This window comes from Agrobacterium bohemicum (assembly GCF_002896715.1).
Taxonomy (GTDB): domain Bacteria; phylum Pseudomonadota; class Alphaproteobacteria; order Rhizobiales; family Rhizobiaceae; genus Agrobacterium; species Agrobacterium bohemicum.
Map to the genome: position 1 here is coordinate 270,472 of NZ_PGEL01000025.1, position 16,529 is coordinate 287,000.

12 protein-coding genes are annotated in these 16,529 nt (G+C 57.5%); 9 read left to right on the forward strand and 3 right to left on the reverse strand.

Annotation, left to right across the window (positions count from 1 at the left end; translation table 11 throughout):
* Positions 1-60: 60 nt before the first annotated feature.
* The gene (ytfQ, locus tag CUC55_RS13365; RefSeq protein WP_103088167.1) at positions 61-1,020 is read right to left on the reverse strand and encodes a galactofuranose ABC transporter, galactofuranose-binding protein YtfQ; all 960 of its coding nucleotides are present in this window, start codon (positions 1,018-1,020) and stop codon (positions 61-63) included.
* Between the two features lie 495 nt (positions 1,021-1,515).
* Between ytfQ and CUC55_RS13370 the strand changes: the two genes are divergently transcribed.
* Complete coding sequence (locus CUC55_RS13370; RefSeq protein WP_067648084.1) at positions 1,516-3,336, forward strand: IlvD/Edd family dehydratase; 1,821 nt, start codon at positions 1,516-1,518, stop codon at positions 3,334-3,336.
* 68 nt (positions 3,337-3,404) lie between these two features.
* Here the strand turns inward: CUC55_RS13370 and CUC55_RS13375 are convergent, their stop codons facing one another.
* Complete coding sequence (locus CUC55_RS13375) at positions 3,405-4,139, reverse strand: metallophosphoesterase (RefSeq protein WP_082760228.1); 735 nt, start codon at positions 4,137-4,139, stop codon at positions 3,405-3,407.
* 172 nt (positions 4,140-4,311) lie between these two features.
* Between CUC55_RS13375 and CUC55_RS13380 the strand changes: the two genes are divergently transcribed.
* The 3 genes from CUC55_RS13380 (at position 4,312) to CUC55_RS13395 (ending at position 7,869) form a co-directional block, all read left to right on the forward strand.
* On the forward strand, positions 4,312-4,950 hold the full coding sequence (locus CUC55_RS13380) for a hypothetical protein (protein WP_067648090.1): 639 nt from the start codon (positions 4,312-4,314) through the stop codon (positions 4,948-4,950).
* Positions 4,950-5,594 carry a DNA oxidative demethylase AlkB gene (gene alkB, locus CUC55_RS13385; protein WP_103088225.1) on the forward strand — a complete coding sequence of 215 codons (645 nt, stop codon included), beginning with the start codon at positions 4,950-4,952 and terminating at the stop codon, positions 5,592-5,594. The genes CUC55_RS13380 and alkB overlap by 1 nt, the downstream gene beginning before the upstream one ends.
* A 2,041-nt stretch (positions 5,595-7,635) precedes the next feature.
* The gene (locus tag CUC55_RS13395) at positions 7,636-7,869 is read left to right on the forward strand and encodes a DUF2171 domain-containing protein (protein WP_067648324.1); all 234 of its coding nucleotides are present in this window, start codon (positions 7,636-7,638) and stop codon (positions 7,867-7,869) included.
* Between the two features lie 50 nt (positions 7,870-7,919).
* Here CUC55_RS13395 and CUC55_RS13400 read toward each other — a convergent pair whose 3' ends face one another.
* Complete coding sequence (locus CUC55_RS13400; protein ID WP_103088169.1) at positions 7,920-9,545, reverse strand: ABC-F family ATP-binding cassette domain-containing protein; 1,626 nt, start codon at positions 9,543-9,545, stop codon at positions 7,920-7,922.
* Between the two features lie 148 nt (positions 9,546-9,693).
* Here CUC55_RS13400 and CUC55_RS13405 point away from each other — a divergent pair, with 148 nt between their 5' ends.
* From CUC55_RS13405 to iolB, 5 genes are all read left to right on the forward strand, one after another.
* Entirely contained in the window at positions 9,694-10,509 is an 816-nt protein-coding gene (locus CUC55_RS13405) for a MurR/RpiR family transcriptional regulator (RefSeq protein ID WP_103088170.1), read from the forward strand.
* 117 nt (positions 10,510-10,626) lie between these two features.
* Entirely contained in the window at positions 10,627-12,549 is a 1,923-nt protein-coding gene (locus tag CUC55_RS13410) for a bifunctional 5-dehydro-2-deoxygluconokinase/5-dehydro-2-deoxyphosphogluconate aldolase (RefSeq protein ID WP_103088171.1), read from the forward strand.
* On the forward strand, positions 12,546-14,369 hold the full coding sequence (iolD, locus tag CUC55_RS13415) for a 3D-(3,5/4)-trihydroxycyclohexane-1,2-dione acylhydrolase (decyclizing) (protein WP_103088172.1): 1,824 nt from the start codon (positions 12,546-12,548) through the stop codon (positions 14,367-14,369). The genes CUC55_RS13410 and iolD overlap by 4 nt, the downstream gene beginning before the upstream one ends.
* Before the next feature lies 1 nt (position 14,370).
* Positions 14,371-15,270, forward strand: a complete 900-nt coding sequence (gene iolE / locus CUC55_RS13420; RefSeq protein ID WP_067648108.1) for a myo-inosose-2 dehydratase — start codon at positions 14,371-14,373, stop codon at positions 15,268-15,270.
* Between the two features lie 15 nt (positions 15,271-15,285).
* Positions 15,286-16,095, forward strand: coding sequence for a 5-deoxy-glucuronate isomerase (iolB, locus tag CUC55_RS13425; protein ID WP_067648110.1), 810 nt, complete (start codon positions 15,286-15,288; stop codon positions 16,093-16,095).
* Positions 16,096-16,529: the final 434 nt, after the last annotated feature.

A 16,529-nucleotide genomic window follows, 5' to 3' on the forward strand; every position in this document is an offset into this window, starting at 1 on the left:
CCTGCACGGAATGTGGGTGGGAACGGCGCTTGGCGCGCCGCTCCCGAAGTTGAAACTGGTTTAGTAGCCCAGTCCCTTCTTCTCCTCGTATACCTTCATCGGGTCATCAGACGCCGTGTAGAGTTTGGATTCCGTCTGGATCCACTTTGCTGGCTCTTTCTTGTCCTTCAGATACGCTTCGAGCGCATCGAAAGCAGGACCAGCCATGTTTGGTGTCAGTTCCACCGTCGCATTGGCTTCACCGGCAGCCATTGCCTTGAAGATATCGGGGACAGCATCGATGGACACGACCTTGATATCCGTGCCTGGCTTCAGGCCAGCTTCCTTGATGGCCTGGATTGCGCCGACGGCCATGTCGTCATTGTGGGCGTAGACTGCGCAGATATCCTTGCCGCCGCCTTCAGCCTTGATGAAGCTTTCCATGACTTCCTTGCCCTTGGTGCGGGTAAAGTCACCGGTCTGCGAACGAACGATCTTGATGTTGGCATGCGATGCAATGCCTTCTTCAAAGCCCTTCTTGCGGTTGATGGCAGGAGAAGAACCGGTGGTGCCCTGCAACTCTACGACTTTGCAGTCCTTGGAGCCGACGTCCTTGGCCAACCATTCGCCGGCGACCTTGCCCTCGTGGACCTGATCGGATGTTACGGCTGTCAGGTAAAGGCTATCTGGAGCCTCGATCTGGCGGTCGAGAAGGATCACGGGGATATTCTCTTCCTTGGCTTCCTTCAACACGGCATCCCAGCCGGTTGCGACGACAGGTGCGATGAAGATCGCATCGACGCCCTGCGCGATAAAGCCACGAACGGCCTTGATCTGGTTTTCCTGCTTTTGCTGTGCGTCAGCGAATTTCAGCGTCACGCCACGCTTTTCGGCCTGCTGCTTGGTCACTGTCGTTTCAGCGGCACGCCAACCGGATTCGGAGCCGATCTGCGAAAAGCCGACGGTGAGAGATTGTGCTGATACGCCTGATGCCAGACATGCGGAAATGGCGACGGTAACCGCCGCGAGTGCNTTTTTCATCTGTAATCCTCCCAGAGATGAATTCGCCTAAGACAGGCCGATATGAGCATATAGTATTACCTTTGAAAAGTGGCTTCTGAGCGTTTTCTGATGTTAAGACCGTCTATGAAACTGAGAACACGAGAATTTTTCCTGNTTTTACAATAGAAAATCGGTCAAAAATAANTTTCTGGATGCTGTCAGGCGACGCTGGAAGTCGCCTTGACAACAAACGCTCTCGCAAATTAGTAATACGAATACCGAATGCTGATCGCGGTGATTGACGGAGCAAGTCAATTGTCGCAGATGAGAGCAGGCAAAAGAAGAATTCAGGGCGGAAATTTCGTGACGATCGTCATCGACTGTCTTCAAAAGGTCGAAAAAATCCGGTGCTGTCCTCAGCTGGACCTGCCTCGCGCTAGATATTGCCGAGGTCTTTTTCTCTTTTCCTCATCATAAGGTCGTCGCAATCCTGTTGTCGTACCCATTTGCCATTTCCGGCTGGAGATCAAAGTTATGAAAGACCTGACCAACCTACCCGCAACGCAGGCAAAGGGCGGTAAGCTGCGTTCTCGCGCATGGTTCGATAATCCTGATAACGCCGACATGACGGCGCTGTATCTTGAGCGCTACATGAACTTCGGCCTCAGCCAGGCGGAATTGCAGTCCGATCGTCCGATCATCGGTATCGCGCAGACGGGTTCTGATCTGTCGCCGTGCAATCGCCACCATCTTGAGCTCGCGAACCGTCTGCGCGAAGGTATTCGCGAAGCAGGCGGCATCGCCATCGAATTCCCGGTTCACCCTATTCAGGAAACCGGCAAGCGCCCAACAGCTGGCCTCGACCGCAACCTTGCCTATCTCGGCCTCGTGGAAGTGCTTTATGGCTATCCGCTTGACGGCGTCGTGCTGACCATCGGCTGCGACAAGACCACGCCTGCCTGTCTTATGGCGGCGGCCACCGTCAACATTCCTGCCATCGCTCTGTCCGTCGGCCCCATGCTGAACGGCTGGTTCCGGGGTGAACGCACCGGTTCCGGCACAATCGTCTGGAAGGCCCGCGAACTTCTGGCGAAGGGCGAGATCGACTATGCCGGTTTCGTCAAGCTCGTTGCTTCCTCGGCGCCGTCCACCGGCTATTGCAATACCATGGGTACGGCCACGACCATGAATTCGCTCGCTGAAGCCCTCGGCATGCAACTGCCTGGCTCCGCCGCAATTCCGGCACCATACCGCGACCGTCAGGAAATTTCCTACCTCACCGGTCTGCGCATCGTTGAAATGGTCCGCGAAGACCTGAAGCCTTCCGATATCATGACGAAGGACGCCTTCATCAACGCCATCCGCGTCAACTCGGCCATCGGCGGCTCCACCAACGCACCGATCCACTTGAACGGCCTGGCCCGTCACCTCGACGTCGAGCTGACCGTCGACGACTGGCAGACCTATGGTGAAGAAGTGCCGTTGCTGGTCAACCTTCAGCCTGCCGGTGAATATCTCGGCGAAGACTATTACCACGCGGGCGGCGTTCCCGCTGTCGTCAACCAGTTGATGACACAGGGTCTCATCAAGGAAGACGCGATGACGGTCAATGGCAAGACCATTGGCGACAACTGCCGTGGCGCCATCATCGAAGACGAAAAGGTCATTCGTCCATTCGATCAGCCGCTGAAGGAGCGCGCCGGTTTCCGCGTCCTGCGCGGCAACCTGTTCTCGTCCGCCATCATGAAGACCAGCGTGATTTCACCAGAATTCCGCGAACGTTACCTGTCCAACCCCGACGATCCCGAAGCGTTCGAAGGCAAGGCGGTTGTGTTCGATGGTCCGGAAGACTACCACCACCGAATCGATGATCCGTCGCTCGGCATCGATGCCAACACGGTTCTCTTCATGCGTGGTGCCGGTCCTATCGGTTATCCGGGTGCGGCCGAAGTCGTCAACATGCGTGCGCCGGACTACCTGCTCAAGCAGGGCATCACCTCGCTTCCCTGCATCGGTGATGGCCGTCAGTCCGGTACATCCGGTAGCCCGTCCATTCTGAACGCATCGCCGGAAGCTGCCGCAGGCGGCGGTCTTGCGATCCTTCAGACCGGCGACCGGGTTCGCGTCGATGTCGGCAAGGGCAAGGCCGATATCCTGCTTTCTGCCGAAGAACTGGCCAAGCGTTATGAAGCTCTGGCTGCTGAAGGCGGTTACAAGTTCCCAGACCACCAGACTCCATGGCAGGAAATCCAGCGCGGCCTCGTCGGCCAGATGGAAACCGGCGCGGTTCTGGAAAATGCCGTCAAGTATCAGCGCATCGCCCAGACAAAGGGCGTGCCGCGCGACAACCACTAAGGTCGCTCTAAAATAAAAAACACCGGCTGTGTTAAGCCGGTGTTTTTCGTTTCTATCCCTCGGCAATCCTACTCGGCGTGCATCGCAGTCACTGTGCCATCCCGAAGGATTTTCACGGCGGAGAGACGTCCGGTCATGAAGGCACCGGTATCGACATTCAACCGGTTGTCGGAAAGCGAGACATTGCGCACCGGCGTATGACCATGCACGGTCATGAAGAGGTTGTCGGCGCCCGGGACGGTCTGATCCTTGGGGCGAATCCACAACAGATGTTTGTCCTCTTGCCGTTGCAGAGGCACACCGTTGACGATACCCGCATGCACGAAGCAAAGTCCCGGCACCGCAAGCAGCGATGGCAGAGACGACATGAAGTCGATGTGGCTCTGGGGAATGTTGTCCTGCAACAGCGTTTTGAAGCTCGTCTTATCCTGCGGCAGGTCATTGATGCCGTAGGAGCGCAGCGTCTCCACGCCACCGAATTGCAGCCAGAGATGATCTTTGCGCGGGTCTTGCAGAAAATCCAGCATGGTCGCCTCGTGGTTTCCAGCAAGGCAAAAGCGCTCGATGTCATCAGACATCGGCTGCATCAATTCATGGATGACGTAGGAGGACTTCGGACCCCGGTCGATGTAGTCGCCCAGCATCACGATCCATTTGGAACCGTGCTGCTGCGCTGCATCGGTCAGGATTTTCTCCTGCAGGGATTGCAACAGGTCAAAGCAGCCATGAACATCGCCGATGGCGTATATGATGTCGGGTCTTTCATGGGAGAATAACTTCCGGCGCATCTCGGGAGCGGGCATTGGGGGCAAACCTTCTCAAGCGGTGACGGCATGGCCACGAAATCTCTGACACGGTATGGACCATTGTGCTTAACGCCGCATTTACGCCGCGATCATCGCTCGCTATCTCCCTNAAATGGTCTCNTTTTCCATGTGATTTGTATCAGGTGCTGAGGGTCGTCAGGGGAAGAACATGCCGCTACAAAATCGCGTCGATCCGTTTGGTGATATCGTCGATCTGCCCATGCGCGGTCTCTTCACCGGCAATCGCGGTATCATTCATGATCCCGAAACCAGAACATTGACGACGAAGCGCTGGACATCCAAGGCGTGGCTCGTCTGCAGTTGCGATTATAAGAACACGCGCCGGGATGTCATGGCGACGCGGAGCTGGACCGAGCTTTTCTTTTTCGATGAGGCAACGGCCCTTGCCGCAGGTCATCGTCCCTGCTTCCAGTGCCGCAGGCAGGATGCGGATATGTTCAGGGCTTCATGGGCCGAAGGGAACGCCAAACCCCTGCCGAGTGCTGGAGATATCGATATCATCCTCCACAAGGAGAGACTTCAGTCACGGCGCAAGCGCGTCAACATGCTGCTTTCACCTCTGGACGAACTGCCGGATGGTGCGATGATTGCCGCAGGTGGCAACGCCTATCTGACCATGAAAGGAAAGCAGTATCGCTGGAGTGCGCAAGGTTACGAGCGCGCCCACACCTTGCCCTTCGTGGATGGCTTGCTGACGCCACCTTCGACGTTGCGCACGCTGAAAGCGGGATATCGCCCGTTGCTTCACCCGTCCATAACAGCGATGACTGAAAGTGTCCCGGCATGATGGATGATCTGTTCTCGGGCCTTGATAAAGCCGAAGAGGAAATGGCCGAAGGCGCATGGTTGCTGCGTCGGTATGCTTTCGACAATGCCGGTGATCTGCTGGCGCAGATAGAAGGTATCTCCGCGACAGCACCTTTCCGGCACATGGTTACACCCGGCGGGNTTTCCATGTCCGTGGGCATGACGAATTGCGGACCCTTCGGCTGGGTGACGGATCGAAAGGGCTACCGGTACCAGAAGACCGATCCCGAAAGCGGTCAGCCCTGGCCAGCCATGCCGGAGACCTTCCTGTCTCTTGCCATCGATGCCGCGAAGGATGCCGGATACGCGGATTTCGTGCCGAATGCCTGCCTGATCAATCGTTATGAGCCTGGCGCGAAAATGTCGCTCCATCAGGATAAGGATGAGAGGGATTTCACCAATCCCATCGTGTCTGTGTCACTGGGACTGCCTGCGACATTCCAGTTCGGAGGCATCAATCGCGGTGATCCGGTGCGCAAATATCCACTCAGCCACGGGGACGTCGTCGTTTGGGGTGGCCCGTCGCGCCTGTTCTATCATGGCATCATGCCCTTGAAGGAGGGAACGCATGATGCCGCANGGCGCGCACGGTTCAATCTGACATTCAGACATGCGGCGCTATAGAGTGCCCGAAACCTGCCGCCTCATGCGCGTCTTCGGCCTTGCCGTATCATGCCCGGTTTCGTCAACCGTCGGTGTAGCCAACTATTAACTGTAATTGGCATTTGGTGACCGGCGACCGCTTTGATTCACCTATCGTTTTCTAAATCCGCTTAGCGTTCACCCATAACGCAAGATCGGAAAACGACGATGAATCCTTTGCATAAGTCCAATGTGACCTACAAACTTGATCAGCAGGCTGAATTCAGTGCCAAGTTGATGGCTGCTCATGCAAAGATCGAGAAGAAATTTCTCGAAGGCGGTGCCGTTCTCGTATCGGTTATGGACATTCTCGGCAATCTGACGGGCATTCTTGATGGGATGACCGGTACGCTGGATGGTAAAACCGCGAAAAACAACATCGACGGCTTGCGCAAGACAATCGATGATCTCGCCCAGTTACCAAAGACAGAGGAGCGCCGTCAGGCCGGCTTCAAATCGCTTGCGGACATGTGCGCATCCACTGGCGAGCATATTGACGATATCCATGAGACCATTCGTTATCTCAAGACCTTCGCAATCACGGTCAAGATAACCGGTGCTGGCCTTGCCGAATTTGCAGGCTTTGCCGACGAAATACGAGAACGCATCCAGTCCGGTGCCGACGAGGTCGGGCGGTTTGCGAAGAACCTCGACGTCATGCGCAAGCAACTGATTACAGCCCTTTCGTTTTCTTCTGCCACGAAGGCGGATTTCGATTGCACCATTCCGCAGATCATCACGGGGCTGAACGAAAACTCGGCCCGCATCTCCCAGCAGCACCAGGAGATGAAGGATATCGCTGCACAGGTGAAGAAGATTGCCCAGACCATTCAGGGTAAGATCGGGTCCGTCCTGTCGTCGCTCCAGATCGGTGATATCACGCGCCAGCGTATCGAACACATTCAAAGCATGCTTCAGTTGATGGACGACTTTGGGTCGTCTCCTGAAGGCAAGGCGCTCAGCAATTCCGAATATGACGTGCTGAAGGAAGCTGTGCTGCAATTGGCGAGCGCCCAGATGGATGAAACAGCTGCGGATTTCCACCGCGACTGCGGCAAGATATTCACCAGCATTTCCAGCTTTGCAGATGATGCAGCTCGTATTCTTTCGCTGCGCGATGAATTGGTCGACAGAACGTCGAATGGAGAGCGCAACGTATTGGCGCTGATGGAGCAGGGCATTGTCGAGGCCTGCGATCTCGTCACTCGCGTTCAGGAAAGCAGTGCTGAAGCCGACGACGTCGTGTCTTCCGTCACGACCAGCGCGCAGGAACTGTCGCGCGGTATCGAAANTTTGCGGTCCATCAAAATCGACATCCATTACATGGCTTTGAACTCCAATCTTCGGTGCTCGAAACTTGGCGACGCCGGAAGATCCGTCAACGTCGTCAGCGGTGAAATGCGCTTATTCGCAGGCAAGTTGGAAACGCCTGCCGACGCTATCGTTGAGGAGCTGCACCGGGTCGAGACAACCACCCAGCAGCTGGCGCAACACGGAAGCGGGCTTTCCGCTGATCTCGCGGCACCCTTGAATGAAGCGCTGGAAACCGTTCGAAACACAAAAATGCAGATGTCTTCCGGTATCGATGCGCTTGCGGAGGAAGGTCAGGCCGTGTTCAGCCGCATCAGTTCGGCTGTGGTGACGCTTGATTTCCAGAGCGAGCTTGGCAACACATTCAACGAATGCTGCCAGATTGCCGCTCAGTTGCCACAGGGTTTCCAGGCCGATGTGTCAGGGTTTGTCGACAAGATCAGCCCTTTCAGTGCGCAGGTCTACAAACTTTACACCATGTTCCAGGAGCGAGACATTCACGTTCGGTTTCTGCCCTCCAGCACCTCCACGTCGGGTAACGTCACAAATGTGATGAGCCAACCAGCTGCGTCTGAGGACGATGATCTTTTCGCGGATGCCCNTTTTTAGGAAGCAGAAAAGCCTCAAGCTGCGTTCTCGTCAAAAACGGGAACGAAATCGGCTCATTCTCATTTCCTCCTTGCATATCGAAGAAACAACGGAGGAAACAGAAATGATTTCTGAAGACAAAATTCGCGAGCACATGGAAGTGCGTTCCGCCGATGGTAGCCATGTAGGCACTGTCGATCATATGGAAGGCCAAAGCAGGATCAAGTTGACCAGAACCGATTCCGACGATGGCAAACACCATTTGATCCCGTTGGAATGGGTCGACCATGTAGATGCCCATGTGCATCTCAGCAGATCGGCATCAGATGTGCGGAGCAACTGGGAAACACTCAACTAGAGTGCCAGCGCTTTACCAAACTCAAAATGCGGCCCTGGAGGCCGCANTTTTTATGCCTTCATCAGTCCCGGAGCCTCTGCACCCGTGCGTTCGACATATTCGACATAGCCGCCGCCATATTGGTGGATGCCCTCAGGCGTCAATTCCAGAACGCGATTGGACAGGGCCGCGAGAAAATGGCGATCGTGCGAAACGAACAGCATGGTGCCTTCATATTCGCCGAGCGCCTTGATCAGCATTTCCTTGGTGTCAAGGTCCAGGTGGTTGGTCGGCTCGTCCAGAACGAGGAAGTTTGGCGGGTCGAACAGCATCGCCGCCATCACGAGACGCGCTTTTTCACCACCCGATAGAACCCGGCATTTCTTCTCGACATCATCGCCGGAAAAGCCGAAGCAGCCGGAAAGGGCTCGCAATGGCGCTTGTCCTGCCTTCGGAAAACGCTGCTCCAGCCATTGCAGAATGGTCGCATCGCCATCCAGCAGGTCCATGGAGTGCTGCGCGAAATAACCAAGCTTGACGCTGGCACCGACATTCACGCTGCCGACATCCGGTTTGGCTGTTCCTGCGATCAGCTTGAGAAGGGTGGATTTGCCAGCGCCGTTGACGCCCATGATGCACCAACGCTCCTTGCGGCGGATCATGAAGTCGAGACCTTCATAGATGGTGCGCTGGCCGTAAGCCTTATGCACCTGCTTCAAGGATACGACATCTTCGCCGGAACGTGGTGGCGCCTGAAAATCGAAGGCCACCGTCTGCCTGCGCTTCGGCGGCTCGACGCGGTCAATCTTTTCCAGCTTCTTGACGCGGCTCTGCACCTGCGAGGCGTGGGAAGCACGAGCCTTGAAGCGCTCGATGAACTTGATTTCCTTGGCAAGCATCGCCTGCTGTCGCTCGAACTGCGCCTGCTGCTGCTTTTCGTTCTGGGCGCGCTGCTGTTCGTAAAATCCGTAGTCGCCAGTATAGCTCGTCAACGAGCCCGCATCGATTTCAATGATCTTGTTGACAATGCGGTTCATGAATTCGCGGTCATGCGATGTCATCAAAAGCGCGCCGTCATAGGNTTTCAGGAAGGTTTCGAGCCAGATGAGGCTTTCGATATCCAGATGGTTGCTTGGTTCGTCCAGCAGCATCACATCGGGCCGCATCAGAAGAATGCGGGCCAGCGCCACGCGCATCTTCCAGCCGCCCGAGAGCTTGCCGACATCGCCGTCCATCATGTCCTGGCTGAAGCTGAGGCCCGCCAAGACCTCGCGGGCGCGGCCTTCGAGAGAATAACCGTCAAGCTCCTCGTAACGTGCCTGCACTTCGCCGTAGCGCTCGATGATTTCGTCCATCTGGTCGAGCTGGTCAGGATCGACCATGCGCGCTTCCAGTTCGCGAAGTTCGGTCGCAACCGCGCTGACCGGCCCTGCGCCTTCCATGGCTTCGGCAACTGCGCTGCGCCCTGCCATTTCGCCGACATCCTGATTGAAGTAGCCGATGGAGACGTGCTTGTCGGCGGCAACCTGGCCTTCATCCGGCTGCTCCTGACCGGTAATCATCCGAAACAGCGTCGTCTTGCCCGCACCGTTTGGACCGACCAGCCCGACCTTTTCTCCGCGGTTGAGCGCGGCGGACGCCTCGATGAAGAGGATGCGGTGGCTGGCGGATTTGCTGATGTTTTCGATGCGGATCATGAGACGTAACCGATAAGCTGGAGGTTTGGCGTCCCTATGCCATGTCGGACCGGGCCTGTCACCCGATGAATCGTCGTGGAAACCTTGTGAAATAATTTGGAATGGATATTCCATATTACGAGCGGGATAGAAAATGAGGGGAGAGGTCATGATGACAAATGCGGTACCGGCCACGGTCGAAGCTTTTCGGGAGCGATTGCTGGAGGTGACCGACAGTCTGCCGAAGCGCCTGCGCCAATGCGCCGACTACGTCGCTGCCCACGCGGATCGCATCGCGGTTTCCACCGTTGCCGAACTGGCGGAAAGTGCTGGCGTCCAACCATCGGCCATGATGCGTTTCAGCCAGATCATGGGCNTTTCCGGNTTTTCCGAAATGCAGCGCCTGTTTCGCGAACATTATACCGGCGGCTGGCCGGATTATACGACGCGGCTCAGCAATCTGCGCGACAGTGGCGAAGACGGCGGCGCGCTGCTTCTGGCCGAATTCGTGGATGCAGGCCGCGCCTCGCTTGAAAACGTGCTGAAAACCGTCGATCCTCAGGAATTCGAGACGGCTATTCGTGTGCTGTCGCAAGCCAGTACCATTCATATCATCGGTCTTCGCCGTTCCTTTGCCGTCGCCAGCTATCTGGCCTATGCCTTCGNAAAAATGGGCGTTCCAGCCATGCTGCACGCATCGGTCGGCCAATTGCACAATGAAAGCGCCATACGCTCCGGCGATGTGGTGCTTGCCATCACGTTTTCGCCCTACTCGGCAGAAACGATGGACCTCGTATCCTCAAGCCTTGCGCGGCGCGTTCCTGTTGTCGCGATAACGGATACGGCGGTCAGCCCGATGCGCAAACTGGGGGCGACGATTCTGGCCGTTTCTGAGGTCGACTTCGGCGCCTTTCGCTCGCTTTCAGCCACGTTGTGTGTTGCAATCACGCTCGCTGTTGGGGTCGGCACGCACCGTCAAAATTGAATATTTATGTTGNAAATAGAAAAAATGGAATTTATAGTCCAAAAATAGCCTGAAATGGAATGATGGTGGAGTGTCATTCCAGATGCAGGATTCTCGTCACAGCGAGGGAGGACGGTCGTGAAAAAGCTCGATCTCATTACCATTGGCCGCTCGTCGGTCGATCTTTACGGCGCGCAGGTTGGCGGGCGGCTGGAGGATATGTCCTCCTTCAACAAATATATCGGCGGCTCTCCGACCAATATCGCCGCCGGTGGCGTGCGGTTAGGCCTGAAGACCGCCGTCATTACCCGTGTGGGTGACGAGCATATGGGTCGCTTCATTCGTGAACAGCTGGTGCGCGAAGGCGTTGATATCAGAGGCGTGAAGACCGACCCGGAACGCCTGACAGCGCTGGTGCTGCTCGGCATTCGCGACCAGTCGCAATTTCCTCTGATCTTCTACCGCGAAAACTGCGCCGACATGGCGCTGTGCGAAGACGATATCGATCCCGCCTTCATCGCCGACGCTGGCTGCGTCTGCGCCACCGGCACGCATCTGTCCAACCCCAAGACCGAAGCCGCCGTCCTGAAGGCGCTGCGGCTGGCGCGGGAAAACGGCGCAAAGACAGCACTCGATATCGACTACCGTCCAAACCTCTGGGGTGTCGCAGGCCATGGCGATGGCGAAAGCCGCTTCGTGGAATCTGAAAAGGTGACGGCAAAGCTGCAATCCACGCTGCATTTCTTCGACCTCATCGTCGGAACGGAAGAGGAATTCCACATTGCTGGCGGGTCCACCGATACGCTGGAAGCGCTGAAAGCCGTCCGCAAGGTTTCCAAGGCGACATTGGTGTGCAAGCGTGGCCCCATGGGCGCTTCCGTCTTCCCCGGCGACATTCCGGCAAATCTCGATGATGGTGAATCCGGCGAGGGTTTCCCCATCGAGGTCTTCAACGTGCTGGGCGCAGGCGACGGCTTCATGGCGGGCCTGTTCCGCGGCTGGCTGCGGGGTGAGGATTGGCCGACGACGCTGAAATACGCCAATGCCTGCGGTGCCTTTGCAGTGTCGCGCCACGGCTGCACCCCCGCTTACCCCAGCTGGGAAGAGCTGCAATATTTCTTCCGCACCGGCATCAAGAACAAGGCTTTGCGCAAGGATGAAGCGCTGGAACAGGTGCACTGGGCCACCAACCGCAAGGGTGACTGGAACACCATGCGCGTCTTCGCCTTCGATCACCGCATGCAGTTGGAAGCCATGGCGGATGAGGCCGGTGTCGATCACGGCAAGATTGGCGACTTCAAGAAGCTTTGCCTGAAAGCAGCCCTTCAGGTGTCCGGCGGGCAAGCCGGTTACGGCATTCTCTGCGACAGCCGCTTGGGCCGCGACGCGCTTTACGAAGCCAGCGGCACCAATCTTTGGATCGGCAGGCCCGTGGAATGGCCGGGCTCTCGCCCGCTGACGCTGGAGCCGGAACTCGGCCTCGATTTCGGCGGACTCAATGAGTGGCCCGCAAACAATGTCGTCAAGGTTCTGTGCTTCTATCACCCCGATGATGCGGCCGAGCTGCGCAAGGAGCAGGAAGACACGGTGCTACGGCTGTTTCAGGCCGCACGGCGCAACCGGCTGGAACTGCTGCTGGAAGTCATTCCCTCCAAAGTCGGTCCGGTGGATGACACGACAACGGCCAAGATCATCGACCGTTTCTATGAAATCGGCGTATACCCCGACTGGTGGAAGCTGGAGCCGATGAAAAGCGAGGCTGCGTGGNAAAACGCGACCGATGCGGTGAAGCGCAACGACCCATATGTGCGCGGTATCGTCGTGCTGGGTCTGGATGCCCCGCAGGCGGAACTGGAAGAAAGCTTCCGTCTTGCGGCGGGCTTCGATCTGGTCAAAGGTTTTGCCGTGGGTCGTACGANTTTTGCGGATGCTGGCCGGGCATGGCTGTCCGGCAAGATGAGCGACGAGGAGGCCGTCGGCCAGATGGCGGAGCGCTACAGCGCGCTTTGCCGCATCTGGGATGAGGCGCGCGCCGCAGGAAACAAGGGAGAAGCAGCGTGACGACAATACGTTTGACGGCAGCGCAGGCGATGATGCGCTATCTGGCCGCGCAGATGAACGAGGATGGCGAAACCTATATCGCCGGTGTCTGGGCCATTTTCGGCCACGGCAATGTCGCCGGTATCGGTGAAGCGCTCTACGGCATCCGTGATGAGCTGAAGACCTATCGCGGCCAGAACGAACAATCCATGGCACATGCGGCCATTGCCTATGCCAAACAACTCGGCCGCCGACGTGCCATGGCGGTCACGTCCTCCATCGGNCCCGGTGCGACGAATATGGTCACGGCAGCGGCACTCGCTCATGTCAACCGCTTACCCGTTCTGCTCATTCCCGGCGATGTCTTCGCCAATCGCGGCCCCGATCCGGTGTTGCAGCAGATCGAGGATTTCGGTGATGGCACCGTTTCCGCCAATGATTGCTTCAAACCCGTCAGCCGCTATTTCGACCGCATCATGCGCCCCGAACAGCTTCTGACCGCTTTGCCGCGCGCCATGCGCACCATGACGGACCCTGCAGATTGCGGCCCGGTCACGCTCGCCTTCTGCCAAGATGTGCAGGCGGAAGCCTACGATTATCCGGCCAGTTTCTTCGAGAAAAAAGTCTGGCGCCAGCGCCGTCCGGAACCCGATATCGCAGAGTTCGAAGAAGCCGTTGCGGCCCTCAAGGTGGCCAAAAATCCCGTCATCGTCGCCGGTGGTGGTGTGCACTTCTCCGGCGCGACGGAAACGCTCAAAAACTTTGCCGAGACGCACTCAATTCCGGTCATCGAAACGCAGGCGGGCAAGTCCGCGCTCGCCTGGGATCATGATCTGAACTTCGGCCCGGTCGGCGTAACAGGTGCAGACAGCGCCAATGCCATCGCCGAAAAGGCCGATCTCGTCTTCGGCATCGGCACCCGCTTTCAGGATTTCACCACCGGCTCATGGGCGCTGTTCAAGAACCCTGATCGCAAGCTTCTGGCCCTCAACGTCCAGCCCTATGACAGTGCCAAGCACAATGCCATCAGCCTGACGGCGGATGCCAAGGTCGGTTTGGAAAAGCTGTCTGCCGCTTTGGGCAGCCACCGTTTTGCGACACCCGAAGGTGCGTTAAAGCAGCAATGGTTTGCGAAAGCCGATGCCGTAACCGCAGCACCAACGGAAGCCAACAGCCTGCCCACCGACATGCAGGTCATCGGTGCGGTACAGCGGGCCTCGCGCGACAACACCGTCGTTATGTGCGCGGCTGGCACCATGCCGGGTGAGTTGCATCAGCTGTGGAAAGCCAAGCTGCCGCTTTCCTACCACATGGAATACGGCTTCTCCTGCATGGGTTACGAAATCGCCGGTGGCCTCGGCATAAAAATGGCGCAGCCTGACCGTGACGTTATCGTCATGGTCGGCGATGGCTCCTACATGATGATGAATTCGGAGCTTGCCACCGCGGTCGCCATGGGCGTCAAGATCACCCTCGTCATCACCGATAACAGGGGTTACGGCTGCATCAACCGGCTGCAAATGGGCACCGGCNGCGCAGAGTTCAACAACCTCTACGCCCACACCAATCACACAAACCCCATCGCCATCGATTTTACCGCCCACGCGGCCAGCATGGGCGCGGATGCTCACAAGGTATCCTCGATTGCGGAGCTCGAGATGGCGCTGAATGCCGCGCGTGAAGCAACGGTCACGACCGTTATCGTCATCGACACCGACCCGTACCCAACACCGGATGCCGGTGGTTACTGGTGGGATGTCGCCGTGCCGGAAGTGTCGCAGCGCACAGAAGTCAACAATGCACGCGCCGCTTACGAAGCCGCGTTGAAGGAAAGACAGTAAGATGATCCTTTACGGCACCAACCCCATTGCCTGGAGCAATGATGACGACCGCACGCTGGGCGCCCATATCAGCCTCGACCAGTGCTTGGATGAAACCTCGAAAATCGGTTTCGACGGCATCGAAAAGGGCCACAAGTTCCCGCAGGAACCGGATGCCCTGAAAGCGGTGCTTGCCCCCCGCAATCTTCGTTACGTGTCCGGCTGGCACTCGCTCAACCTGCTGACCAACTCCATCGAAGACGAGAAGGCCGCCATGCAGCCCTCCCTCGATCTTCTGAAAGCCATGGGTTCAAAGGTCATTATCGTTTGCGAAACATCAAACGCCATTCACGGCGATGACGCAAAACCGGTCAACGACCGCCCTAAGCTTGCCGATGCCGACTGGACATCATTCGGTGCAGGCGTGGAAGCGCTCGCGAAATTCGCTGCCGATCAAGGCGTGGCACTCGTCTACCATCACCACATGGGCACCATCATCGAAAGCGAAGACGAAATCGACCGCCTGATGGAAAACACCGGGCCGCACACCAAGCTGCTACTAGACACCGGCCATACGCTGTTTGGCGGTGGGGATCCCGCACGTCTTGCCCGCAAGCACATGGCCCGCGTCGGACATATTCATGCGAAGAACGTTCGACCCGATATTGCCAGCCAGGTGCGCAACGAAAATCTTTCCTTTCTCGAAGGCGTGCGTCGCGGTGTGTTCACCGTTCCCGGCGATATGGACGGCGGCGTCGATTTTCCATCCGTGCTGAAAGTCGCGGCCGGACATGGCTACAGCGGCTGGCTGGTCATCGAGGCCGAGCAAGACCCTGATGTGCGCAATCCCTTCGAATATCAAAGCCTCGGCCTGAAGTCCCTGCGGGATTTCGCCAGGCAAGCCGGGCTTGATAAAGCCTGATTAAAGGAGACGACGATGGCCAATCTGCTGCGCAAGCCCACCGGGAAAACCGGCAAGGTCCACGATATCACGCCCGAAAGTGCGGACTGGGGCTATGTCGGTTTCGGTCTATATCGGCTGAAACCGGGTGAAACCGCGAGCGAGGAAACCGGGGACACGGAAGTCATTCTGGTGCTGGTGGAGGGCAAGGCGGAAGTTTCATCCGAAGCCAAGAACTTCGGCGAACTCGGCGACCGCATGAATGTGTTCGAGCGCAAGCCACCGCATTGCGTCTATATTCCCGCCGGTTCCTCATGGTCGGTCAAAGCCACGAGCGATTGCACCATCGGCGTCTGCACGGCACCGGCCAAGCCGGGCAGGGATGCGCAGGTCATCGGCCCGTCAGGCATTTCGCTCAGCGAGCGCGGCAAGGGTGCCAACACCCGCTACATTTTCCCCATTGCCATGGAAGATCGGGATGTGGCCGATAGCCTTTTGGTCACGGAGGTCTTTACCCCATCTGGCCACTGGTCGTCCTATCCGCCGCACCGGCATGACGAGGACAATTTCCCCGACATGACCTATCTGGAAGAAACCTACTACCACCGCCTCAACCCGGCCCAAGGCTTCGGCTTCCAGCGCGTTTTCACCGAGGATGGCTCGCTGGATGAAACCATGGCGGTTTCTGATGGCGACGTGGTTCTGGTGCCCAAGGGCCATCACCCCTGCGGTGCGCCATACGGCTACGAGATGTATTATCTGAACGTCATGGCTGGCCCGATGCGCAAATGGCGCTTCCAGAACCACCCGGATCACGACTGGATATTCAAGCGGGATAATGGGTAAGTGTTGGGCAAGCGGCTNCCCCCCCTCTGCCTTGCCAGGCATCTCCCCCTCAAGGGGGGAGATCGACTCGTGGCGACCTTTTGGCATTCTTAGCGGTCGAGAATAAAGTGGCGGCAGCGCGTCTTGCAGATCTNCCCACCTGANGGGGAGATGTCCGGCAGGACAGAGGGGGGTGAGCGGCATATTCTGACCTCTCCACNAAAATACTCCCCAATCAAATCAATACCTTAACGAAAACCCGCAAAAACATCAAAAAATCCTCCCGCAGTTTTCTCCACACCTCGCGAATCACCCGCACAATCACCCCGTTCCGCCCTCGGATACACCGCAAGGCGTTGCGGCGAGGCGGGACCGGCGCTGGTGGTGAAGGGATACGCAAACCTTCATCGCCGGGGTCCGGCAGCGAATCCCCCCGGGGCAACGGGTGGGGAGCA